Here is a 25110-nt window from a genome sequence, read left to right on the forward strand (position 1 = left end):
CCTCACCTTTTCGTTTTAGAATCGAGATAATTTTGCAAAATGAGCGTTGCCGCCATTTTGTCCACCACTAATTTTCGCTTCTTCCGGCTGACGTCTGCTTCGATGAGCGTTCGCTCGGCTGCGACCGTCGTCAACCTTTCGTCCCAAAGGTGAACGGGTAAGTTTAGCTTTTGCTGCAAGGTTTGTGCGAATGCGATGCAAATTTCGCCACGCGGACCGACGGTGCCATTCATATTTTTCGGCAAACCGACTACGATCTCGCTTACTTCATTTTCTTTCGTCAGCGCGGCGATTTCGTCGAGCTCGCCGTCGTCACGCCGCTTCTGAACGACCTTTACCGGTTGCGCGGTCCAGCCGAACGCGTCGCTGATGGCGATGCCGATGTTGCGGTCGCCGTAATCAATACCCATGACGCGCATGCGACTTTCATCCCCTTATCTTGCTGAACGGTCTTATTGGCGGTGCTGACTTAAGTAAGAGCGGACAAGCTCTTCGATCAGCTCATCGCGTTCTTTCCTGCGTATGAGACTTCTGGCATTGTTATGCCGCGGAATGTATGCGGGGTCTCCGGACAGCAAATAGCCGACGATCTGGTTGATCGGATTGTAGTCCTTCTCCTGCAGCGCATTATAGACGGATAACAAGATGTCCTTCGAAGAAGTTTCAAGTCCCTCTGCCTTTACATCGAACTTCATCGTTCTGTCCATGGAATTCATCGCCAGCACCTCACTTTCCAAGCCGCTTAACAGCCGTTTGATATTCTTATCATATCACATTTGCCTGCGAGAGAACCAGTTCTTCGGCAATTCGGAGCGCCTCTTCCAGCTTGGACGGATCTTTGCCGCCGGCTTGGGCCATGTCAGGGCGACCGCCGCCGCCGCCGCCGCAAACCGCCGCCGCTTCTTTGATGATTTTACCCGCGTTGAAGCCCTGTTTCACCAGCTCAGGCGCTACCGATACGACCAGATTGACCTTGCCTTCCGCTGCGGCGCCCAGCACGATGACGGCATTCGCCACCTTCGTCTTCAGTTCGTCCGCGATGCCGCGAAGCGCATCCATGTTCGGGGCGCTTACTTTGGCGGCTAATACGCTGACGCCGCCCACCGACTTGACCGACGATTCCAGCGAACCCGCTTCGATGCGGCTGAGTTTGCCCTGCAGCGACTCGTTCTCGCGGCCCAACTCCTTCACCTGCGCATGGAGCGCTTCGATCCGTTTCGGCACGTCGACGGCATTCGATTTCAGCAGTCCCGCCGCTTGCTTGAGCAAATCCAACTGGCTTTCGACATATTCGTACGCGTGTTGTCCCGTTACCGCTTCGATCCGGCGGACGCCCGATCCGATGCCGCTCTCGCCGAGCAGCTTGAACAATCCGATCTGCGCCGTGTTCGTCACGTGGCAGCCGCCGCACAGCTCGATGCTGTACTCGCCGACGCGAACGACGCGCACCGTATCGCCGTATTTCTCGCCGAACAGCGCCATCGCGCCCATCGCCTTCGCATCGGCGATCGCCATCGTGCTGATTTGAAGCGGCGTACCCAACCAAATTTGCTCGTTCACGCGGCGCTCGATGTCAGCCAGCTCTTCCGCGCTGATGCCGCCGAAATGCGAGAAGTCGAAGCGGAGACGGTCCGGCTCGACGAGCGATCCCGCCTGGTTGACGTGCTCGCCCAACACATCCTTAAGCGCGCGATGCAGCAGGTGAGTTGCCGTATGGTTCTTGATGATCGCTTCGCGCGTGCGTGCCGTAACGGCCGCGCGTACCGCAGCACCCGTCTGAAGCGTGCCGCTCTCAACGACCGCGTGATGAACCGTTTGACCATGAGGCGCTTTCGTGACGTCCTCGACTTGCAGCACGAATCCGTCGCCGATGATCGTGCCCTTGTCGCCGATTTGGCCGCCGCTCTCCGCGTAGAACGGCGTACGATCGAGCAGCACGAGCACGCGGGCGCCTTCCTCGGCGGATTCGACGAGCGCGCTGCCGTCCACGATCGCTTTGACGACGGCGCCTTCCAGCGTCAGATCGTTGTAACCGACGAATTCGGATTTCTCCGTGTAATCCGCTAACGGGCCGCCTTGCACGTTCATGCTGCCGGTATCTTGACGCGCTGCGCGCGCGCGTTCGCGCTGTGCGTCCATTGCCGAATCGAATCCGGCGCGGTCGACCGTGAATCCTTGCTCGGACGCGTAATCTTCGGTCAAATCGAACGGGAAGCCGTACGTATCATACAGTTTGAAAGCGTCTTGTCCGCCGATTTCCGTTTGACCCGCTTGACGAGCCTCATTAACCAGATTCGCCAACAGCGCCAAACCATCGGACAACGTCTCGTGGAAACGCTCTTCTTCCGTCCGGATGACCTTCACGATAAACTCGCGCTTATCCACGACTTCCGGGTAGTAGACGCCCATGATGTCGCCTACGATGCCGACCAGCTCGAACAGGAACGGACGGTCGACGCCAAGCGTTTTGCCGTAGCGAACCGCGCGGCGGAGCAGACGGCGGATGACGTAGCCGCGACCCTCGTTGGATGGCAGAACGCCGTCGCCTACCGCGAATGCCACGGTACGGATGTGGTCGGCGATGACTTTGAGCGCCACGTCGTGATCCGCGTTTACTTTGTAACGCACGCCGGCAATCTCGCACGTCCGCTCGATAATCGGCATGAACAGATCGGTGTCGAAGTTCGAATCGACATCCTGCAAAATCGAGGTCAGACGCTCGAGACCAGCGCCCGTATCGATGTTCTTATTCGGAAGCGGCGTGTAGCTGCCGTCTTTATTATGATTATATTGCGAGAACACGAGATTCCATACTTCCAGGAAGCGCTCGTTCTCGCCGCCCGGCCAGCATTCCGGATCGTTCAGATCGCCGTATTTGTCGCCGCGATCATAGAAAATCTCGGTACATGGACCGCAAGGACCTTCGCCGATATCCCAGAAGTTCTCTTCGAGCTTGTAAATACGCTCGGCAGGCAAGCCGATTTTCTCGTTCCAAAAACGGAATGCTTCTTCGTCTTCCGGATAAACCGTGACCGATAGGCGGTTCGGGTCGAAGCCGATATGCTTCGGATCGGTCAGAAACTCCCACGCCCACGTGATGACTTCTTCTTTGAAGTAGTCGCCGATGGAGAAGTTGCCGAGCATTTCGAAGAACGTATGGTGACGGCGGGGTTTGCCGACGTTCTCGATATCGTTGGTGCGGATGCACTTTTGGGAGTTGGCGATTCTCGGGTTGTCCGGAATCACGCGTCCGTCGAAGTATGCCTTCAGCGGCGCCATGCCCGCGTTGATCCAGAGCAGCGACGGATCGTTATGCGGCACGAGCGATGCGCTCGGCTCGATTTTGTGGCCTTTGCTCTCGAAGAAAGCAAGCCATTTGGAACGGATTTCTGCAGCTTTCATGTTCTACATGCCTCCAGTGACGTGAATAGTGACGGTGACGCTATATTAGTTGACCAACAACGTACGAACAATATAATTGCCGCGCAAGAGTGATGATCTTACGATCGCTGTTGTTCACGGTTATCTTTAGATATAATGTTCAAGGTTGATAACCGCACACAAAGGCGAACGCTTCGCTTCTTCAGATTCAACAATCTTTCTCCGCACAATTGTTCGTTTCGTTAATTCCAACTGATATAGCTTGAATGATGAAAAAACAAAAAACGCCCCTGTCTATAACAGGGACGATCATTCGCGGTACCACCCTGGTTATTGTCTGCATTCGCCCCAGAAAGGAACGAAGGAGACAATCTCCTCTGCGGACGCTAACGGGTCCAGCCGGTGGAGTTCTTCCACTCTCCGAAACGAGCTTTCCGCCATTCTTCTTCATTGAAACTTTCACAGCCTACGCGGTCGTTCCAACGGCCGCGAAGAAGTTTCATCTCTGGTTGAAGGGCTATGGCGTACTTCATGTTTCATCGCCGATTTAACGATATGAATGATAATCGTCTATTTTTTAGTATATCGGTATTTCATCCCAGCTGTCAAATTATACGATCTTCCGTCTAACGTAGTAAGCGAACAGGTGCTGGACAACCACCTTGGCCGCCGCAAAGATCGGCACCGCCAGTATCATGCCGACAATGCCAGCCAGTTCACCTCCGACGAGCAGCACGAAAATAATCGAGAGCGGATGCATGTGCAGCGTACGGCCGACGACTTGCGGCGAGATGACGTTGCCCTCGAGAATCTGGCAAAGCGTGTTGATGACGACGACCAGCAGCATCATTTTGAATGAGATCGTTGAAGCTACCACGAGCGCCGGCGCCGCGCCGAAGAACGGACCCAAGTACGGGATGATGTTCGTGACTGCCACGATGCTCGCGAGCAGCAGCGGATACGGAATGCCGATGATCCAATAGCCAAGGTAAGCCAATCCCCCCACGATGACGCAGACGAGAAATTGCCCTCGAATATAGCTGCCGAGCGCGGCGTCGATATCTTTGAGCATGCGAACGGCGTGCTTCCGATGCGGCTTGGGCACATACGTCAGGATCGTCCGTTCGAACACTTCGAAGTCCTTTAAAATATAAAATGCGAGAAACGGGATGATGAACGCGATAAACACGACGTTCAGCATCGCCCCAATATTATTGATGAAGGAAAAAACCGCTTCGGTCGCCACCTTCTCCAGCTTGTACAGCGAATTGTTGATGCTCCCTCTTAAGCTCTCCGGCAAATAGGAGGAGTTGTTCAGGTCATTGACCAAACTATGCGCCCGCATAGTCAAGTCCGGCATATGGTGATTCAGTTCCTGCAGCTGTTCCGTGAACATTGGGATCGCATTGATCAAAATAACGGTAAGCGATGCGCAAAATACGGCATAGATCAGCAATACCGCAACGGTTCGCGGTACTTTGCGCTCATGGAGCAGGCTCACGATCGGATTCAAGACGTACGAGATAATCATGGCGATCAAGAAAGGCGCAAAAATCGCTTTGAGGAACGCGTAAATATGCACGATGATCGGCTTCACGAGCAGCAGCAAATAGAGGGCAATCAACCCCAAGATCAGAAACACGAGCGCTCTAAAGAGACGGCTGTTCGTAAATCGCTCCACGTCCGCTTCCTCTCCTTCCCGCAATCGCAGTTTGTACAAGTATATGTACAACTTCCCCGTTTCATCCCCTTAAGGAAGACGCAGCCCAATCAGCCGGACAACGACAAAAAAGACGGCCTCCGCCAAGCGGAAACCGTCTCTTAGGTCATCGTCATTAATTCGCGTGCACTTGCGTGATCTCGTCTTCGAAAAAAAGGTCGTCGAGCGAGCTGAGCGTGCCGTCCTCTTCCACCTGGAAGACGGACATTTTGTCGCCGTTCACGGTCAATTCAATAAAGCAGCCCCAGCAATAGAACTGGTGGGAACCGATTTTTCCAATATCTTTCGAGTTGCAGTTGGGACATCTCATCATACATTTCTCCCTATATCCGAATCAGAAGCTGCGACGGGCTCCAGCAGCAGCTCGCTGCCGGCCGGAACGATGATCGCATCATTGCCGAGCGTGACGGTGTCGGGATCCTTCGGAACGGGCAGCCACTTGCGGCCATCCATAATATCCGCTATAAAACCGTCGGTTAGCTCATAGCCTACTATTTGTGTACCCTGTAAATCATTAAAATAAACATCGGAGACGCGTCCAAGCTGTTCGCCGTCCGCCGTGACGACCATCAGGTCCTTCAAGCGAACGGGTCCGTTATGAAAGGAACGGCGTACATCGGCTTTGCCGGCATGGCTGACGGCGGCAATGCTTGCGATCAGCACCGCATCGTCGCCGCACTTGACGACGTCCGTCCATAAGACGGATTTCATCGCGGTCAAAAATCGCCGGCCCGCATCGAGCACGATTCCGGTAAGCTGCCAATGTTCATCGAACCAGGCATCCTTCACGTGACCGACTTGCTTGCCCGATTGAAGCTCCAATACGGGAAGACCGATGACATGTTGAAGTTTAATCACGGCGACTGGAGTCCTCCTAAGCGTTAGTACGAACGCGATTCAAGAAAGTTGCAATTTTCTCGTGCGCCCGCTCAAGTTCCTCCAAAGTATTCCCCAAACCGAAACTAAACCGGACGGCGGACGTTAAACGCGGTTCGGCAAGCTCCATGGCGATCAGCACATGCGATGGTTCGATCGCCCCGGCCGTGCAAGCCGAGCCTCCGGATACGGCAATACCAGCCAAATCAAAATTCATGAGCAAGGTCTCGGTGTCGGAACCGATAAAGCTAAGATTCGCGATGTGCGACAGCGTCTCGGACGGGTGGCCGTTCACCGCGATTCGGTCGGCGCCGTAGGCGTCTTTCATTCGCTCTATCCAATTAAGACGAAGCTTGTCCAGAAAAAGTTTCTTCTCCGTCAAGGAATTCACAGCAAGCTCGGCGGCTTTCGCAAAGCCGGCGGCGCCGGCGAGGTTCTCGGTTCCCGCCCGTCGCTTGCGCTCTTGAGAGCCGCCGAATAACAGAGGTTCAAACGGAATATGTTTCGCTATATACAAAGCGCCAATCCCTTGCGGACCGTTGATTTTGTGCGCGGAGAAACTCATCAGATCCACGGGCAGCGTCTTCAAGTCGATCGGAATCGAACCGAGCGCCTGCACGGCGTCCACATGAAACGGAATGCCGCGCTCGCGCGCAATCGCCCCGATCGCTTCGATGGGCTGTATCGTTCCCGTCTCGTTGTTGGCGTACATAACGCTAATGAGCGCCGTATCCGGACGAATCGCCATTTCGACGTCGGCCGGCGACACCTGACCGAACGCATCGACCGAAAGCACAGTAAGCTCAAATCCATCCTTCCGCAGCGCTTCGCATGTCCGTAAGACGGCATGATGTTCGACCGAAGAAGTAATGATGTGAGCTTTCCCTTGTCTATGCATCGCTCTTGCCACTCCGGCAATCGCGGCGTTATCGCTTTCCGTACCGCCTGACGTAAAATACAGCTCGTTCGGCGCGCAGCCTATCGCCGCGGCGATCCGCTCGCGCGATCGGCCGAGAAGCGCTTTGGCCGCACGTCCGATGCCGTGCGTGCTCGAGGCGTTCCCGAACGTCCCTCTATATATAGCCATCATGGCATCGGCCACATCGGGATGAAGCGGCGACGATGCGGCATGGTCAAAGTAGATGCGTTCCATAACATTCCGTCCTTACAAAAGGCCCGGCTGGATACCGGACCACTGTTAGTTTGCTAGATGTAGAACATATAAGAGTCCTGCAAGCCTTCTTCTTTGTACGTGACCAGATCCTCGAGCGTCGTCGAGTCGAGCACTTCGGCGATGCTGTCGCGGATGCGCAGCCACAGGTTGCGCTTGGCCGGATCATCCTCTTCCGTAAAATCGACCGGCGATATCGGACCTTCGAGAATTCGAATGACGTCCCCTGCCGTGATCGATTCCGGGGTCCTCGAGAGAATATACCCTCCGTACGCCCCGCGTATGCTCTTCACCAATCCCGCGTTGCGAAGCGGCGCGATCAATTGCTCCAAATAATGCTCCGATAAACCGTTACGCTCAGCAATGCTCTTGAGCGAGGTAGGGCCTTCGCCGAATTTGGCGGCAAGCTCCATCATAATCGTCAAGCCGTAACGGCCTTTAGTCGATATCTTCAACTATGACACCTCTTCTTTCGATCCCGAGAATGCATATGCGGAGATCAAATCATGCCACCACCACATACATCTATAAAACTTGGTATTCCCATATCATATCTATGTTAACATATCCTCAACCGTTTTGGTTAAAAAAGCATGACATTCTCATGAAAAATACGTTTCATCTGTGCTACAATAGAGAAACTTGCGGTGCGGGGCGAAAGTCCCGCCCGTTTTATCATAGAAGGTGGTGTCGCAATACGATGAGTCAAGACAACAGCAACATCCGGATCGTCGTCGGGATGTCCGGCGGCGTCGATTCCTCCGTGACCGCCCTTTTGCTGAAACAGCAGGGCTATGACGTGATCGGCATATTCATGAAAAACTGGGACGATACCGACGAGCTCGGCCACTGTACGGCCGAAGACGACGCGGAGGACGTGCGCCGCGTATGCGAGCAGATCGGAATTCCCTACTATACGGTTAACTTCGAACAAGCCTATCATGACAAAGTATTCGCGTATTTTCTAGACGAATACCGCCGCGGACGGACGCCGAATCCGGACGTGATGTGCAACCGTGAAATCAAATTCGGCGACTTCCTGAAGAAAGCGCTCGACCTCGGCGCCGACTACCTGGCCACCGGCCATTACGCTCGGGTGGAACGCGATGCGGACGGCACGACGCGCCTGCTTCGCGGCGTAGACGGCAATAAGGATCAGACGTACTTCCTGCATGCGCTTGGACAAGACCAGCTGGCCAAGGCGATGTTCCCGATCGGTCACCTGCCGAAGCCGGAAGTGCGCCGCCTGGCGGAAGAAGCAGGTCTTGCGACCGCGAAGAAGAAAGACAGCACCGGCGTCTGCTTTATCGGCGAACGCAATTTCAAAACGTTCCTGAGCGGTTACTTGCCTGCGCAGCCAGGTCCGATGATCGACCTGGTCACCGGCGAGGAGAAAGGCCGTCACGACGGCCTGATGTACTACACGCTCGGCCAGCGCCAAGGTCTCGGCATTGGCGGTTCGGGAACCGGCGAACCGTGGTTCGTCGCGTCTAAAGACTTAAAGGAGAACATTCTGTACGTCGTACAAGGCGACAAGCATCCGAGTCTCTACTCGTACGGTTTGACCGCAACCGGCGTGAACTGGATCTCCGGCGCGCAGCCGGAATGCTCGCTCCGCTGCACGGCCAAATTCCGCTACCGTCAGCCCGACCAAGGCGTCACGCTTGCTTTCCGCGAGGATGGCTCGACGGTCGACGTCGTCTTCGACGCTCCCCAGAAAGCGATCACGCACGGCCAAGCGGTCGTCTTCTATGACGGCGACGTCTGCCTAGGCGGCGGCACGATCGATCAGGTACATTTCGAGACGCAAGCGGGATAACGAGCGATCCCAACGCACGCTGTCCACGGGCATAACAAAGGCAGGTCCTCTCATGAGAGGACCTGCCTTTGTTCGTAAATCGATTATTCGAGCGTAGAGCGGAGATTTCCAATTGCCGTTCCCCCGTTTAACCGGTCTCTGCCTGGAGCTCGTCGGTGCCTGGTTCATAAAGGCTCCCCTGCTTGCGTAACAGAATGCGAGAAATTCGCATATGATCCGTCTCTTCAATAATAAATTCCAAGCCGTTCGGCAGTTCGATCCGCTGGTTGCGGGTCGGCGGAATTTCAATCTGCGAATAGAGCCAGCCGCCGATCGTGTCGTAGTCGTCGGTATCGATGTCCAAACCGAAGTAGCTGTTCACTTCCTCGATTAGCATCAAGCCGTTGATCGAGTGCGTCGAATCATTGAGGCGTTCGATATCCGGACGTTCCTCATCGAATTCGTCCTGGATTTCGCCGACAATTTCTTCCATAATATCTTCCAACGTAACCAAACCGCTTGTTCCGCCGTATTCGTCGATAAGAATGGCGATTTGCGTTTTTTTCTTCTGCATCAGCTTGAGGAGCGTGCTGATTTGCATCGATTCGGGAACGGTCGTGATCGGTCTCAAAATGGATCGGACGTCCGTAACGCCCTGAGCCGCGTACTTCAGCATGTCTTTGATATGGACGAAACCGACGATGTTGTCTTTGTCTCCGTCGCATACCGGATACCGGGTGTGCATCTCGCGCAGCGCGATCTCTTTGTTATCCTCGAATGGGAGGTTCGTATATAAGCAAGTCATTTCCGTGCGCGGAATCATAATTTCCCTTGCGTTCGTCTCCGCGAAATCGAAAATATTGTCCACGAGCGTAAGTTCCGTATTATCGATGAGACCGGACTTGTGACTTTCTTTCATGAGGATTCGGATTTCTTCTTCCGTATGAGCCGAGTCATGTTCGCCTGCGGGCTCGATCCCGATTAGCTTCAATATCCTGTTAGCGGTGCCATTGAGAAACCATATGAACGGATACATGATTTTGTGAAAAACGATGAGCGGCATGGCGGTCCACAGCGTAACCTGTTCCGATTTGCGAATCGCAATCGTCTTCGGCGCCAATTCTCCGAGTACGATATGCAGCAGCGTAATAACGGAAAAGGCAATGATAAACGCGATGGTGTGAATGAGCGCATCTCCGAAATTCAGCTTCCGGAGCAACGGTTCGATTGCATCCGCGATCGCGGGCTCCCCGATCCAGCCAAGACCGAGCGAAGCGAGCGTGATGCCTAGCTGACAGGCGGACAGATATGCGTCCAAATTCGTCGTGACGTTGGATGCAAACCGCGCGCGCTTATTGCCGTCCGATACGAGCGTATCGATCCGGCTGCCTCGAACCTTCACCATCGCGAACTCGGCCGCGACGAAAAAGCCGTTCAAAAAGACTAGCACGAAAATCAACATTCCATTCAACCATATGGGTAACGGGTCACTCAAGAAACTCCTGCCAACCAAGTGCCGAACAAGAAACGGCGGTCGGTGACAGGTACACCTCCTTTTGGATAAAAAAATGTAGGTAAAGCCATAATATTAGATTAGACGAATCCGGCCTCCCGCGTCAAACTACGGGAAGCGCGTCTGCACCGATTTCGGTGCGTATGGTATGTTTATTCGGTAAAGGTCGGCCATTATGCGCCGTTTACGCTCCTATGCTCGCGTTTAATCCCCTACCTGCTACTTTCCGACGCGTTTCGCTTGATTCTGCCGGATCTTATCCTCTGTCCCCTGCTCCGTCGCCTTGTAAAACAGCTTGCCGTCCAGCCGATCCGGCAAATACTGCTGTTTCACGAAATGTCCCGGAAAATCATGCGGATATTGATAACCCACATGGCCAAGCCGCTGAGCCCCGCTGTAGTGCGCATCGCGCAAATGCAACGGCACCTCCGCCGTCCCGATCGATTCGATCGCGGTCATGGCGCTCCCGATGGCGAGCGCCGCGGCGTTGGATTTGGGGCTCTCGACGGCGAACAGGATCGCTTGAGCAATATTGTACTTCGCCTCCGGCCAGCCGATCTTGTGGAACGCATCCATCGCAGTCACCGCCTGGACCATGGCTTGCGGATTCGCGAGGCCGATATCTTCGCTGCACGCGACAATTAACCGCCGCAGAAATGTCATCGGGTCCATGCCGAGCCGCTCGACGGCGTACAGGAACCAGAAGAGCGCCGCATCGCTTGAACCGCGCACGCTTTTGTGGAAGGCGGATAGCACGTCGTACTGCGTAGATTCGTCCGCCCGAATCGTCGGCTTGCGAATGGATTCTTCGGCGACCGCTAGCGTAACATGTACGGAACCGTCCGGCTGAGAAGGCGTCGTAACCGCAGCCAGCTCGATCGCGTTGAGCGCGCGCCGAATATCGCCGCCTGCCATGTTCGCGATATGCGCGAGCGCCTCCTCGTCCACCGTAAGATCCATGAAGCCCAGTCCCCGCTGCTTATCCGCGATCGCCCGTTTCATCGCCGTCATGGCATCGTGTCTCGTCAACGCCTCGAGCTGAAACAACGTGGAACGGGACAGAAGTGCCCCATTGACATAGTGGAACGGGTTCTCCGTCGTCGCCCCGATAAAGATGATAATCCCTTGTTCGACGGCCGGCAGCAACGCATCCTGTCTCGAAGCGTTGAAGCGGTGCACCTCGTCGAGGAACAAGATTGTCTTCCGATCGTACATCGCCTTATTCGTGCGCGCGGCCTCGATCACTTCCCGCACGTCTTTGACGGATGCGTCCACCGCGTTCAGCTTCACGAAGATGCCCTTCGTCCGCTTGGATATAATATGCGCGAGCGTCGTCTTCCCGCAGCCTGGCGGTCCGTACAATATAACCGAGGATACTTGATCCGCTTCAATCGCGCGCCGAAGCAGCTTCCCCGCCCCTACGATATGTTCCTGCCCGATATAATCTTCGATCGACTCCGGCCGCATCCGGTCGGCCAGCAGCTTGGCTCGCGGCGCTTCCGTCTCCTCTTGATACGAAAATAAGTCCACTCGTCCATCACACCTGCCCGCGATTATTTTCCGTGTTCGTTCAACATCATTCTATCATCATAGCATACTCGCACAGACGTTCGCCAATGGCCGAAAAACGAAAAAAAGCCATTCTTCATCCGTTTGCGCCCCGTATAAGGCGGCACAAACGGTTCGTAGAAGGACTGTTGTTCCTACCATTTCGCGTTACGATAGGTTTAGGTCCAGCCGTGCGATGCCGCCCCCTTAGTTCGCTCGTCGGAATAAATCCGCGCGCAATGCCGCCCATATCCGGCTTCGATAATCGAAGTTCGACGAGGAAGCAGCCGCCGATCGTGGCGATTAACAGCACGACGAGATTTTCGATGTATCGAAACCCTTTATTTTGAAGCAGCAGAACGATAAAAACATCGACTACCGTAATGATCACGCCGTATATGATCGGGATGCCGAACATCAGATGAAGGGCGATCGCGGAACCGATGACTTCCGCCAAATCGCATGCCGCGATCGCGAGTTCCGCCAGCAGCCACAACCCGATGACGACCGGCTTGCTAAAATGATCCCGGCACGCCTGCGCCCAATCGCGATCAGGTTTGATGATAAAATAACCAAGAGCAGCGTATAGCCGAACATGGAGCCGCCCGCTAGGACGGTAGCCCAGTTGCCCGGATCCATGTAGCCTACAGCCACTAAATAACCAGGTCCGGCAAAAGCGAGAAATTTGCGGATCCACGATCCGTGGGTCGGAATGCTCATCGAACGATGCACTTCCGCCAAAGATGGCTGACCGCCCTCCTGCCTCCAGCCTTGGGCGCCTACATTCGGCAATGATTGATTCGTCATGTTGACTCACCCCGCGTTTCTTCTACTCGGTATTACCATGAAATCCATCGGGTCAACCGTCCGAGACGAGGGATATGCCGAGTCGACGAAAAGGATTCCACTATCATTGCACGCCTCCAATAAAGTTTATCAAAGGCAACATTCGTTACATAGGGCAATTTAAAGACCAAAAAAGACGCCCGATCGAGCAAATGCTCTTTCTCAGGCGTCTTTGCGTTCGTGTATTGCGATTGGGCTCGTCTGTTGAAAACGTTAAATCTCGACGCCTCCTGTGGCAAGCAGGTCTTTTACCACTTCGCTGACCATGATCAGACCGGCTACAGGCGGCACGAAGGCGTTGCTCGCGGGCGGCTGCTGCGCCTTGCGGATCTCCGGCGCGTTCTCCGGCACGATGCGCTGCGTGACATCCTCGCGAGGCTTCTTCGGCTGCTCGGTCGAGAACACCACCTTCACGCCTTTCTTGATGCCGTCCTTGCGCAGCTTCGTCCGCACGACGCGGGCGATCGGGTCCATCGACGTTTTCGAAATGTCGGCAATTTGAAATTTCGTCGGGTCCATTTTATTCGCGGCGCCCATGCTGGAGATGATCGGGATTTTCCGCTCGAGACACTGTTTGATGAGATGGATTTTATATGAAATCGTATCCGACGCGTCGACCACGTAATCAAGCGGGTATTCGAACAGCTTCTCGTACGTCTCCTCGGTATAGAACATCCGCAGCGAGATTGCCTCGCAATCGGGGTTGATCAGCTTGATTCGTTCGCGCATGAGATCGGCTTTCGGCTGGCCGACCGTCGTCGTGAGCGCGTGAATCTGCCGATTAATGTTCGTGATATCGACCACGTCTTTGTCGATCAGAATGACCCTCCCCACGCCGGTGCGCGCAAGCGCCTCCGCGGCAATGGAGCCTACGCCTCCGATGCCGAGTACCGCCACGGTGCTTCGCTTCATAATCTCAAGCCCCTCGGGCCCGATTGCAAGCTCCGTCCGGGAAAATTGATGCAGCATGTCTTGTGCCTCCTTTGTCGGCTAGTTTCTTATCACGGGAAAAGAGAGCGGCCCGGCCGCTGTTGCCTGGCCGAACCGCCTTCGCGAATTAGGATTGAGCTGTCGGCGCGGCTCCCGCTGCCGCTGGCTCCGCTTGCTTAGTTGGCTTCGGCAACGTACGGATGTGAAGCTGCTGCAACTGCGAAATATCGACTTCCGACGGCGCATCGGTCAGCAGATCGGTCGCGCTTGCCGTTTTCGGGAATGCGATCGTCTCGCGCAGGTTCGTGCGGCCGGACATCAGCATGACCAGACGGTCGAAGCCGAACGCGATGCCGCCGTGCGGAGGCGTTCCGTAATCGAACGCATCCAACAGGAAGCCGAATTTCTCGTACGCCTCTTCCAGGGAGAAGCCAAGCGCCTTGAACATTTTCTCCTGTACGTCGCGCTTGAAGATCCGCATCGAACCGCCGCCCACTTCGTAGCCGTTCAGGACAAGGTCATACGCTTGCGCGCGGATCTGGCCCGGATCGGATTCGAACAGGTGCAGATCGTCTTCGTTCGGACGCGTGAACGGATGGTGTTCGGCGACGTAACGTTTCGCTTCTTCGTCCCATCCGAGCAGCGGGAAGTCAACGACCCAAGCGAATTTGAACGCGGATTCGTCGATCAGGCCGAGCTCCTTGCCGATCTTCAGGCGCAGGTTGCCGAGCACGTCGGCGACAACTTTCTTCTTATCCGCGGAGAACAGGAGCAAGTCGCCTTCCTCGACGCCGAGCTTCTCGGTCAGCGCCGCGATTTCTTCCGGCTTGAAGAACTTCACGATCGGTCCGCGCCACTCGCCTTCCTTTACCGTGACCCAGGCTAAGCCCTTGCCGCCGTAACGCGCCGCGAACGGCTGCAGGTCGTCAAGTTCCTTGCGGCTCCAGCTTGCGCAGCCTTTCGCGTTAAGCGCCTTCACGACGCCGCCGCCGGCTGCAATGGATGCGAACACCTTCACTTCGCTCTGGCGAACAATGTCCGTAATGTCTTCCATCTCCAGGCCGAAACGGAGATCCGGCTTGTCGGAGCCGTATTTGTTCATCGCATCCGCGTACGTGATACGTTGGAACGGAGTCGGAATGTCCACGTTGTTCGTCTCGCGGAACAAACGCGCGACGAGCTGTTCCATCAGCTCAAGCAGCTGATCCTGAGACAGGAAGCTGGTCTCGATGTCGACTTGCGTGAACTCTGGCTGACGATCGGCGCGAAGGTCTTCGTCGCGGAAGCAGCGGGCGATTTGATAGTAGCGCTCAAGTCCGCTAACCATCAACAGCTGTTTGAAAATTTGCGGCGATTGCGGCAGCGCGAAAAACTCGCCCGGATGAACCCGGCTTGGCACCAAATAATCGCGCGCGCCTTCCGGCGTGCTCTTCGTCAGGATCGGCGTCTCGACATCGATAAAGCCTTCGCCGTCAAGGAAATCGCGGAACACTTTGGCCGCCTTCGAGCGCAGCATGAGCGTTTTCTGCATTTCCGGACGACGCAGGTCCAGGTAGCGGTACTTCAAACGAAGCGACTCGTCGACTTCAACGCCGTCTTCGATCGGGAACGGAGGCGTCTTCGCCGCGTTCATGATTTCGATTTCGGTGACGCGCACTTCAATCTCGCCTGTAGCGAGGTTGGCATTCACCGTCTCGGCGTCGCGTTCTACTACCGTTCCGCGCACTGCGAGAACATATTCATTACGCGCGCGATCGGCAATGGCCAGCGCGTCGCCCGAGAAATCCGGGTTAAAGACGATTTGGATAATGCCGGTCCGGTCGCGAAGATCGATGAAGAGTACCCCGCCAAGGTCGCGGCGGCGCTGCACCCAACCGTTCAATGATACCGTCTGGCCCACTTGGGCTTTCGAAAGCGTTCCGCATGCATGCGTTTTAAGCATCATAAAGCTTCGACTCCTTTAGCATTCTTTAGAATGGGTACTGCCTATTTCAACAATGCGTCCGCCAAGTCGTTGATCGGAACGAAGCGTTGCTGACCTGTTGCCATTTCTTTCAACGCAATCTCGCCGCGCGCAAGCTCATCGTCGCCGAGTATCGCGGTGAATCGGGCTTGCAGCCGATCGGCCGATTTCATTTGTGCTTTCATCTTGCGTCCTTGATAATCGCGTTCCGCCGATACGCCCCGGGAGCGAAGCGCGTGAAGGATGCGCGTCATTTCCTGCTCTGCCGATTCGCCAAGCGCAACCATATATACATCGATCGCGTGCAAGTTCGGCAGCTCGACCTTCTGGTTCTCGAGCAGCATGACGGTGCGCTCCAAGCCAAGTCCGAGTCCGACGCCCGGCTGATCCGGTCCGCCGATCTCCGCGACGAGCCCGTTGTACCGGCCGCCGCCGCCGATCGTATCGATCGCGCCAATGCCTTCGCACTTGTACTCGAACGCCGTCAGCGTATAGTAGTCAAGTCCGCGAACGAGCCTGGGGTTGACTCGAAACGGAACCTCCATCGCAATCAGGTGGCGCTGCAGCGCGTCAAAATGCTGCTGACAGTAATCGTCCAGGCTGTCCAAAATAGACGGCGCATCTTCGAAGTGTTTCTGATCGTGCTTGCAATCAAGCACCCGAAGCGGATTGCGGTCGATGCGCGATTGGCAGTCCTTGCACAGCAGCTCGCGCTTCGGATTCAGGAACTCCAGGAGACGCGCGCGGAAAGCGGCGCGTACTTCCGGCGTGCCGACCGAGTTAATCTCGACGGTCACTCCGGTCAGGCCGACTTCCTTATAGAACGTGTGCCCGAGCGCGATTACTTCCGCATCCAACGCCGGATCGACGGCGCCGAGCGCCTCGATACCGAATTGATGGAACTGGCGGTAACGGCCGGCCTGCTGCCGCTCATACCGGAACATCGGTCCGATGTAGTACAGCTTCATTAAGTCCGGCTCGCCGTACAACTTGTTCTCCACGTATGCCCGTACGGCGCCGGCCGTTCCTTCCGGCCGAAGCGTCAAGCTGCGATCGCCGCGATCCGTGAACGTGTACATTTCCTTCTCGACAATGTCGGTTGTCTCGCCGACGCCGCGTTGGAACAACTCGGTCGATTCGAACATCGGCGTGCGAATTTCGCGGAAGTTGTAGCGCCGGCAAATCTCTCTCGCTTTACTTTCGACGAACTGCCATTTCTCGACTGAACCCGGCAGAAAATCCTGCGTGCCCGGCGGTTTTTGAAAGCTCATCGCAACCCCTCCTTCTGCATGTTGAACATCCCGCGCTATTGTGGTCGTTGACCGTCCGCGCTTCGTTAGGTATCAAAAAAAGCCCTCGCCCCGTCTGAAAATCAGACATAGGGACGAGAGCTCGATTGAATCGCTGCTACCGTGGTACCACCCACATTCCGAATCGGCGAGAAACTCGGCCGTTCGCTTGAATCGGTTAACGCCCGACTACGCACATCGGCTAATGGGCGGCCCTGTTGGCAGCCGTTCACCGATTGTCCTCCGGAAAGTCTGTTCGTTCGCGCACGCTAAGGATTCTTGCAGCCTGGGAATCCCTCTCTGTGTAGTTGACATCGAACGACGCGGTTCCATCGCTGGATCGACAATATATAACTCGTATTGTATCGGCGGCCATGCCGCCTGTCAAGGGTTTACATTCGGATTAGATACGAATCTCTCTCACATTATAGCCCAAGCAGGGGCATGCTATAACAAGAACTCGCAGCGAGTGTATGCGAAGACGCCTCTATAGACAGAAAAAAACCTGCAGCAGCGCCGCAGGTCCAAAGTATTTGTATTCAAAAAAGGGGGTCGAGTTCTATTATAGACAGGTCATGTTAAAGCCATATTGAAAATTAATTACAGGAAGATTACAAAAATTGAAGCGTTTACGCCGATTGGCTTGCGTGAAAAATCGGAGATTTTGCATGCAGCATTCGACGAGCTTCTTCGAGTGATTGGTTTGCGGGCCATCGGAGATGGCTTGCAGCATGAAGCCTACGTCAAGTCAATTGGATTGTCGCCTACGCAAAACAAGCGGACAACAACGACGAACGGTTTGCGATCAAAATCACTCCCACGCAAACACTCGTCGAGCTGCCCGCCCGCTCTACCACGATCCGTTCTCGCCGCGTCTTGGAGCTACGCCCCCGACCGCCCACTCCGAGGCTGCTTCGATATCTTCCTCGAGCTCGGAGAAAATGAGCGCTTCCCGCCGGTCCGGCTGGAGCAGTCGTCTGCCCGATCGCTCGATGCCTTGTTCTTTTCGAGATTGGTGCATAGCCGCGCGAACCCCTTCCACGTCATGATCGCTGCCGCAAGGCAGGCGTACGTGTCTAGTGTTGCCCGATCGGCCATTCCTAATCCTTTCATCCGACCTATGCCCGGCTGTCGATTATTAGCGTGACAGGTCCGTCGTTAACGAGCGATACGTCCATCATCGCGCCGAAACGCCCCGTCGCGAGCCTAATGCCCATCGCGCGCAGCATCGCATTGAACGCTTCGTACAGAGGTTCAGCCTGCTCCGGACGTGCGGCCGCCATGAAATTGGGCCGCTTGCCTTTCTTACAGTCGCCGTACAGCGTAAATTGCGACACGGACAAAATAGAGCCACCGGCGTCTTGAACCGAACCGTTCATCTTCCCGTTCTCGTCTTCAAAAATGCGAAGACCGGCGATTTTCTCGGCCATCCACTTCGCATCGGCCTCGGTATCCTCGTGCGTAACGCCGACCAGCAGCACCAAGCCGCTTTCGATCGCGCCCACGACTTCGCCAGCTACCGTAACGGAAGCGGCTTTACTGCGTTGTACGACCACTTTCATCTATCGTTAAACCTCGCTTTGCTCCTACTGCATGATGCGTTGTACCGTATAAACGTCTTTGACCCGTTTGATTCGCTCCACAACCGCGTTCAAATGCTCGATATTGCGAATAAGGATCGTCATATGGATCAAAGCTAGCTTGTTCTTGTCGGAACGCCCCGTAACCGCGGCAATATTCGTCTTGATCTCGTTGACCGCCTGAAGAACCTCGTTCAGCAAGCCATTGCGGTTATAGCCGGTAATCTCGATGTCGACGCTATAATTCGCTTCGACGGACTGCTCCCATTCCACTTCGATAACTCGTGCCGCTTCTTCGCCCTCGGTCTCCGCCTGGATGTTCTGGCAGTCGACCCGGTGCACGGAGACGCCGCGTCCGCGCGTAATATAGCCGACGATCTCATCTCCCGGAACCGGATTGCAGCAGCGCGCGAACCGAACGAGCAGATTATCGACGCCTTTGACCGATACGCCCAACGTCGGACGGGTTTTGCGAAGGGCCGGCGCGGTCTTCACTTCCCGCTTCTCCGTCGTCAGCTCGAGTTGGTTCGCTTCCTCGGCCTCTTTGCGCATCTTCTCCGTCAGCTTGGTCACGATCTGAGCAGCCGTAATGCCTCCGAAACCAATCGCGGAGAGCATATCGTCGATATCGTTAAACGTGAATTTGTTCGCCGCTTCCAGCAGCTTGTCATCCGCCATGAAAGCCGGCGCTTCCAGCCCGATTCGCTTCAGCTCGCGCTCGAGCATTTCGCGGCCTTTGGCCACGTTCTCTTCGCGTTTCTCTTTCTTGAACCATTGCTTGATCTTGCTGCGGGCATGCGAGGATTGCGCGATCTTGATCCAATCCTGGCTAGGTCCGTACGAATGCTTGGACGTGAGTATCTCCACGATATCGCCGGTCTTGAGCTTATGGTCTAACGGCACGATGCGGCCGTTGACCTTAGCGCCGATCGTCCGGTTGCCGACCTCGGTATGAATGCGGTATGCGAAATCGAGCGGCACCGATCCGGCGGGCAGTTCGAATACTTCGCCTTTCGGCGTGAACACGAAGACGAGATCGGAGAAGAAGTCCATCTTCAGCGATTGGACGAATTCGGAGGCGTCGCTCGCTTCGTGCTGCAGCTCGATAATTTCGCGGAACAGCGTCATTTTGTCCTCGAAATTGTTGCCCGGCACGACGGCGCCTTCTTTGTACGCCCAATGCGCCGCGATCCCGTATTCGCTCGTCCGGTGCATGTCCCACGTCCGAATTTGCACCTCGGTCGGCTCCCCTGTCGGTCCGATGACCGTCGTATGCAGCGACTGGTACATGTTCGCCTTCGGCATCGCGATATAATCCTTGAATCGGCCCGGCATCGGTTTCCACAGGGTATGGATGATCCCGAGGGTCGCGTAGCAGTCCTTGATATTGTCCACGATGATCCGGATCGCCAACAGGTCGTAAATCTCGGTAAATTGCTTGTTCCGGTCGTTCATTTTTTTGAAAATACTGTAGATATGCTTCGGCCGTCCGGAAATATCGCCTTCGATGCCCATTTCCTCAAGCTTCTCCGTGATCCGCCCGATGACGTCGCTGATGTACTGCTCGCGTTCGACGCGCTTCTTCTTCATCAGGTTCGCGATCCGGTAATACTGCTGCGGATTCAGATAACGAAGCGCAATATCCTCCATTTCCCACTTGATGGCGGAAATACCGAGGCGATGCGCGATCGGGCAGAAAATTTCGAGCGTCTCGTAGGCGATGCGGCGCTGCGCTTCTTCGGACTGGTATTTAAGCGTTCGCATATTATGAAGCCGGTCGGCCAATTTAATTAAAATAACGCGGATGTCCTGCGCCATCGCCAGGAACATCTTGCGATAGTTCTCGTTCTGCTGCTCTTCCTTGGAACGGAACTGGATTTTCTCCAATTTCGTCAAGCCGTCGACAATCATCGCGACCGTCTCGCCGAAACGTTCCCGTACTTCCGCCAGCGGAACCGTCGTGTCTTCGACAACGTCGTGCAGCAACGCGGCAATGATCGACAATACATCCATTTGCATATTAACAAGCACTTCGGCTACGGCAACGGGATGCAAAATATAGGGCTCTCCCGATTTGCGAACTTGGCCGTGATGCGCCGCTTCGGCAAATTCGTAAGCCTCTTTAATGCGCGAAATATCTTGTTCCTTCAGATATGTCGACGCCTTTTCAAGTAATTGCTCTATGCCCATGAAACGTCCCTTTCGGATCCTGTCAAACCAACGCTTCGTCATGGTCGAAAAAACGCGGCCGCAGTTCGTATTTCTCCTATTATGCCCTCACAGGCCGCATGGCGTCAACTGCAACGCCCTTCGCTGTCGACAAAGCAAAGCGGGGGCGCGCCCCCTCATCCGTCTAGGAATGCGAGCCAATCGAAACCTAAAATTCGACACCTTATAACAATACGCGACACTGTGACGGTTCTCCCAATAAAAGAAGCCGCACAACCTCGAAGGTTGTGCGGCTCCAACGCGATTATCTTAGTAAGTAACGAGCGAGAATGTATCGATGCCATCCAGCTTGGTGCGACCGTCCAAGTACGATAGCTCGATCAGGAATGCCGAACCGATGACCTCGCCGCCCAGTTGACGAATCAGATTGATCGTCGTCGCGATCGTCCCGCCCGTCGCGAGCAAGTCGTCCGCGATCAGAACGCGTTGTCCCGGTTTGATCGCATCCTTGTGAATCGCCAGTTTGTCTTTGCCGTACTCGAGATCATAGCTCGCTTCTACCACTTCTCCCGGAAGCTTGCCGCTCTTGCGAATCGGCACGAAGCCGACGCCGAGCGCGACCGCGAGCGGGGCGCCGACGATGAAGCCGCGCGCTTCCGGCCCCGCGATCAAATCGATGCCCTTGTCCGCAACCGCTTGACGGAGCGATTCGATAGCCGCTTTGTACACCTCGCCGTTGTTCGTCAGCGTCGTAATATCCTTGAAACGGATGCCGGGCTGAGGAAAATCGGGGATGACGCGAATATAGTCTTTGAAATTCATGGTACTGACACTCCTTCTTGTAGTTGACTCGAATTGGTTTGATGAATGATGGATGAGTTCTGCTCTCTGCGCGTTGCCAGCCACTCGGCGAATTGCAAGGTCTTGGCGAATCGTATCGCGCCCTGCTCCGCGTCCGCTTGCCTTTTCTTATACGACGGCGCTTCCGCCAAATCCCGCTTCGAAGACGGGGTCAAGAGCCGGATCTTACCGCCCGCGAACGCGATCAGCTCGAGCTCCTCGAATACCCGGAGCATAAAGCGGATCGTATCCTCCGGCCAGCCAAGCATCACGGATAACCGTTCTCTCACGCCCTCTTCGGGCAGATCGCCCATGCGGCGAAGCGTCTGATAAAGTTTCGCAAAATGTTCCCGGCCCGGATGAAACGAACGATTGCCGGTTTGAACGCGATCATTCGTATTGGGCTGACTATATAAAGCATACACGCTTTCGATCGTAACGCAACCGCGAATTGCTTCTTCGATCGCGGATGCCGAAGGCGGCGTACCCAGCAGAACGAGCGTTTCATAATGATCCTCCGGCTCAGCCGGCCAATCCGCATGGGTAACGAACCGAGTCGCTTCTCGATACGGCGAGCTTGCCGCGGCTTCTTCCGCGGCCTTCTTCCACGCCTCCGACGGGACGACGACACACGTACTAGCATGGCCGATTCTCGCCTCCGCCATGAGTTTCCGGAATCCTTGCATCGGGGACGGCTCGGAGCGGTAATCGAACAGTTGCACGTGTTCGACGCACATATCTTGAATCATAAACTGCGCTTTCCGCTGTCCGTTCCATTCGTTCGCGGCCAGCTCTCCCACCAGTCGAATTCGCGCGCCGTCAGAGAGGCGATCCGCCATCGGCCCATGGCCGAAACCGATCGCATCGAGCAGCTTCTTGCTGCCTGCCAGCGCAAGTTTCAGATGTTTGCGGTCCTTGCCCATGACCCGCCGGTCGGCGATGACCGCCTCCTCCAGAAGAAGGCGCGGCGAACGATTCTCAACCCCGAAAGGTTCCAACACCGACAACTGGTCTAGGATATCAAGCGTCGCCTCCTCGATATGGCAAGTCAAGTCGATCGTCGTCTTGGGTACCCAGTCATCGGGCGTCAGCCATTCGTCAGCCAGACGGCCGAGCCGTTCCTCGAACGAATCAAGCTGGTCGCGATGAAGACTCATACCGGCTGCAGCCTGATGGCCGCCGTAATGGTCGAGTAGATCGTCGCATGCCGTTAGCGCCGCATGCAGATCATATCCGTCAATCGAGCGGGCCGACCCTTTGCACATGCCCGTATCCGCATCGATGCCGAGCACAAGCGTCGGCTTGTAATAACGCTCGATGAATTTGGAGGCCACGATGCCGACAACGCCCGCGTTCCAACCTTCTCCGGCAAGGACGATCACGTTCGGATCGGCTTTCCCCGCTTCGCGCGCCGCGCGTAGCTTGGCTTCCCACAACAGGTTAGCTTCGGCGACGATACTCTCCACGACCTGTTGACGTTCCTTATTGAGCACGTCGAGCTCATGGGCAAGTCCCGCCGCGGCCTCATCATCGCTAGCCGTCAGCAGCTCGACCGCCGCATTGGCATGCGCCAGTCGGCCTGCCGCGTTGATGCGCGGCGCCATGCCGAAGGCAACGTTCGTAGACGTCACCTGCGCGGCGTCGATCGACGCCACCTCCATTAACGCGCGAAACCCGGGCTTGTCCGTCTGCCGAAGCCGCTCGATGCCGTGCTTGACCAGTACCCGATTCTCGTCAGTCAGCGGCATCAAGTCCGCAATCGTGCCTAACGCGACGACATCGGTCCATTCCATCGGCGGTCGGCCGAGCACCGCTTGCGCCAACTTGAAAGCGACGCCAACGCCGGCTAGTCCCTTGAAGGGATACGAACAATCCGCTTGCTTCGGATTAACCAATGCATACGCCTCCGGCAGCGTCTCGGGCGGCTCGTGATGATCCGTGACGACGACATCAATGCCGAGCGAGTTCGCATGGGCGATCTGATGAACGGCGCTTATCCCCGTATCGACCGTCACGATCAACGTAACGCCCGCTTCATGCGCCGCATCGATCGCTTTTTCGTTGAGTCCATAACCCTCAATCGTCCGATGGGGTATATAGTGGTCGAAATTCAACCCAAGCGAGCGGAATAAGTAAATCATAAGCGTCGTCGACGAGACGCCATCCGCGTCATAATCGCCATAAATGCGAGCGCGTTCTCCTTTCTCGACCGCCTGGCGGATCCGCGCGCTCGCCTTGTCCATATCCTTCAATTTATACGGGTCGTGCAAACATTCTTCCCCGCCGTATAGAAACGTTCGCGCCGTCTCCTCGTCGCCCGCCCCGCGCTGAACGAGCAGCTTCGCGACCAAGGGCGGAAGCTTTAGCCCCGATGCAAGCGCCTCGGCTTGCCGTTCTTCCTCCGGGCTCAGCACGGAGAGCTTCCAGCGAGTCTTTGACCGTATCAAAAGACGCATCTTCCTTCCTCGTATATACTCCCAACAAAAACAAACCGCCGCTGCTATTGCAGCAGCGTCGGCATATGTTCCTGATTCGGATCGTGGTTTGATTTGTAAGGGTAGCCCGGATCGTAAGGCTCGACATGTACGTTCACATCGGTGACATGACCGAAACGCTTCATCAAGAAATATTTGACCCGTTTGGCGACTTCATTGCCTTCGAGCACCGTTATTCTCGGGTTGACGCTAATAACGAGATCAACGACGACGTAGTGGCCATGCTCTCTGGCACGCAGCTCCTCGACCGTTACCACGCCTTCAATCCGTTGAACGGCAGCCTTGAATTCATGAATATCCGCCGGTTGTTCTTCGCTATAACTGCTTCTTATCACCGAAGCGGTCGCGATCCGATAACTGCTCGAGAACACGATAACGACAATGATCAGCGATGAGGCCGGGTCGAAATAATACAGTACCGGAAGCTTCAGCGGTTCTCCCAGCGCGGCAGCGCCGGTGCCGACGAAGGCGGCAAGCGAAGCATACAAATCCATCCGACGCTCCTTGCCGGAGAAGAACAATTCCTTCAGCAGGAAAGCCGCGATGACCGTGACGACTGCCGGCCAGCCCGGACCCTCGTCGACGCCGTCGGCAATCGATTTGATCGCCGAGATGCCGACCTCAAGTCCTACAATCATAAGCATAATCGATACAATGACGCCCGTAAAGGCTTCAATTCGGCCTTTGACCGATTTGAGCCCGGGATCCGCCGCGCCTTGCCGTCTTCGGCGAAGGGCCGTCAGCGTTACGAAGGCACCCGCCGCGTCCGATGCGCTCCGGCAGGCATCGGCGAGCAGCGCCTTGCTGCCCATCATGCCGACGCCAGCTTTCACGACCGCAATCCCGGCATTGCCGAGCAAATTCAACCACGCGGCGGATTCCGCTTTCGCATATCGTTCATTCGGTGTCATGAAACCCAATCTCCCCCTGAATTCCCCGGTTCAGCTAGGGGTAATACGCGAGAACGCCATTACGCCATGCTGGCCGCGAA

Annotated in this window: 20 protein-coding genes and 1 pseudogene; 1 reads left to right on the forward strand and 20 read right to left on the reverse strand. The window is 55.7% G+C overall.

Annotation, left to right across the window (positions count from 1 at the left end; genetic code table 11):
• Positions 1 to 2: 2 nt before the first annotated feature.
• From ruvX to cymR, 8 genes are all read right to left on the reverse strand, one after another.
• Positions 3 to 419: a Holliday junction resolvase RuvX gene (gene ruvX, locus BCM02_RS16580; protein WP_148930239.1), complete on the reverse strand. Its 417-nt coding sequence runs from the start codon at positions 417 to 419 to the stop codon at positions 3 to 5.
• Positions 420 to 452: 33 nt separating this feature from the next.
• Positions 453 to 716, reverse strand: a complete 264-nt coding sequence (locus BCM02_RS16585) for an IreB family regulatory phosphoprotein (RefSeq protein ID WP_148930240.1) — start codon at positions 714 to 716, stop codon at positions 453 to 455.
• A 49-nt stretch (positions 717 to 765) separates the two neighbouring features.
• On the reverse strand, positions 766 to 3402 hold the full coding sequence (alaS, locus tag BCM02_RS16590) for an alanine--tRNA ligase (RefSeq protein WP_148930241.1): 2637 nt from the start codon (positions 3400 to 3402) through the stop codon (positions 766 to 768).
• Positions 3403 to 3991: 589 nt separating this feature from the next.
• Positions 3992 to 5062 (reverse strand): AI-2E family transporter, encoded by a 1071-nt coding sequence (locus BCM02_RS16595; protein ID WP_148930242.1) that lies wholly within the window; start codon positions 5060 to 5062, stop codon positions 3992 to 3994.
• 154 nt (positions 5063 to 5216) lie between these two features.
• Entirely contained in the window at positions 5217 to 5414 is a 198-nt protein-coding gene (locus BCM02_RS16600) for a hypothetical protein (RefSeq protein ID WP_148930243.1), read from the reverse strand.
• Positions 5411 to 5959 (reverse strand): PRC-barrel domain-containing protein, encoded by a 549-nt coding sequence (locus BCM02_RS16605; RefSeq protein WP_148930244.1) that lies wholly within the window; start codon positions 5957 to 5959, stop codon positions 5411 to 5413. The genes BCM02_RS16600 and BCM02_RS16605 overlap by 4 nt, the downstream gene beginning before the upstream one ends.
• Before the next feature lie 16 nt (positions 5960 to 5975).
• Positions 5976 to 7130 carry a cysteine desulfurase family protein gene (locus BCM02_RS16610; protein ID WP_148930245.1) on the reverse strand — a complete coding sequence of 385 codons (1155 nt, stop codon included), beginning with the start codon at positions 7128 to 7130 and terminating at the stop codon, positions 5976 to 5978.
• Between the two features lie 53 nt (positions 7131 to 7183).
• The gene (gene cymR, locus BCM02_RS16615) at positions 7184 to 7603 is read right to left on the reverse strand and encodes a cysteine metabolism transcriptional regulator CymR (RefSeq protein ID WP_148930246.1); all 420 of its coding nucleotides are present in this window, start codon (positions 7601 to 7603) and stop codon (positions 7184 to 7186) included.
• Between the two features lie 245 nt (positions 7604 to 7848).
• Here cymR and mnmA point away from each other — a divergent pair, with 245 nt between their 5' ends.
• Positions 7849 to 8967 carry a tRNA 2-thiouridine(34) synthase MnmA gene (mnmA, locus tag BCM02_RS16620; protein WP_148930247.1) on the forward strand — a complete coding sequence of 373 codons (1119 nt, stop codon included), beginning with the start codon at positions 7849 to 7851 and terminating at the stop codon, positions 8965 to 8967.
• Between the two features lie 127 nt (positions 8968 to 9094).
• On the opposite strand, the gene BCM02_RS16625 is transcribed toward mnmA, so the two are convergent.
• The 12 genes and pseudogenes from BCM02_RS16625 to BCM02_RS16675 form a co-directional block, all read right to left on the reverse strand.
• Entirely contained in the window at positions 9095 to 10408 is a 1314-nt protein-coding gene (locus tag BCM02_RS16625) for a hemolysin family protein (RefSeq protein ID WP_148930248.1), read from the reverse strand.
• A gap of 270 nt (positions 10409 to 10678) precedes the next feature.
• Positions 10679 to 11989, reverse strand: a complete 1311-nt coding sequence (locus BCM02_RS16630) for a replication-associated recombination protein A (RefSeq protein ID WP_148930249.1) — start codon at positions 11987 to 11989, stop codon at positions 10679 to 10681.
• Positions 11990 to 12215: 226 nt separating this feature from the next.
• A pseudogene (locus BCM02_RS16635) lies at positions 12216 to 12814 on the reverse strand (Nramp family divalent metal transporter); the annotation flags it as partial.
• A 252-nt stretch (positions 12815 to 13066) separates the two neighbouring features.
• Positions 13067 to 13822, reverse strand: a complete 756-nt coding sequence (locus BCM02_RS16640; protein WP_148930250.1) for a tRNA threonylcarbamoyladenosine dehydratase — start codon at positions 13820 to 13822, stop codon at positions 13067 to 13069.
• 88 nt (positions 13823 to 13910) lie between these two features.
• Positions 13911 to 15728, reverse strand: a complete 1818-nt coding sequence (gene aspS / locus BCM02_RS16645) for an aspartate--tRNA ligase (protein ID WP_148930251.1) — start codon at positions 15726 to 15728, stop codon at positions 13911 to 13913.
• 41 nt (positions 15729 to 15769) lie between these two features.
• The gene (gene hisS / locus BCM02_RS16650) at positions 15770 to 17017 is read right to left on the reverse strand and encodes a histidine--tRNA ligase (protein ID WP_148930252.1); all 1248 of its coding nucleotides are present in this window, start codon (positions 17015 to 17017) and stop codon (positions 15770 to 15772) included.
• A gap of 868 nt (positions 17018 to 17885) precedes the next feature.
• Positions 17886 to 18056, reverse strand: coding sequence for a hypothetical protein (locus tag BCM02_RS35305; RefSeq protein ID WP_187434258.1), 171 nt, complete (start codon positions 18054 to 18056; stop codon positions 17886 to 17888).
• A gap of 97 nt (positions 18057 to 18153) precedes the next feature.
• The gene (gene dtd / locus BCM02_RS16655) at positions 18154 to 18597 is read right to left on the reverse strand and encodes a D-aminoacyl-tRNA deacylase (RefSeq protein ID WP_148930253.1); all 444 of its coding nucleotides are present in this window, start codon (positions 18595 to 18597) and stop codon (positions 18154 to 18156) included.
• A 24-nt stretch (positions 18598 to 18621) separates the two neighbouring features.
• Positions 18622 to 20805 carry a RelA/SpoT family protein gene (locus BCM02_RS16660; protein ID WP_148930254.1) on the reverse strand — a complete coding sequence of 728 codons (2184 nt, stop codon included), beginning with the start codon at positions 20803 to 20805 and terminating at the stop codon, positions 18622 to 18624.
• A 288-nt stretch (positions 20806 to 21093) separates the two neighbouring features.
• Positions 21094 to 21606, reverse strand: a complete 513-nt coding sequence (locus BCM02_RS16665) for an adenine phosphoribosyltransferase (protein WP_148930255.1) — start codon at positions 21604 to 21606, stop codon at positions 21094 to 21096.
• Entirely contained in the window at positions 21603 to 24080 is a 2478-nt protein-coding gene (recJ, locus tag BCM02_RS16670; protein WP_425466183.1) for a single-stranded-DNA-specific exonuclease RecJ, read from the reverse strand. The genes BCM02_RS16665 and recJ overlap by 4 nt, the downstream gene beginning before the upstream one ends.
• Positions 24081 to 24124: 44 nt before the next feature.
• Positions 24125 to 25030, reverse strand: coding sequence for a cation diffusion facilitator family transporter (locus BCM02_RS16675; protein ID WP_148930257.1), 906 nt, complete (start codon positions 25028 to 25030; stop codon positions 24125 to 24127).
• Between the last annotated feature and the right edge of the window lie 80 nt (positions 25031 to 25110).

It is taken from the genome of Paenibacillus methanolicus, from assembly GCF_008124765.1.
In the GTDB taxonomy this organism is placed as follows: Bacteria; Bacillota; Bacilli; order Paenibacillales; family Paenibacillaceae; genus Paenibacillus_Z; species Paenibacillus_Z methanolicus.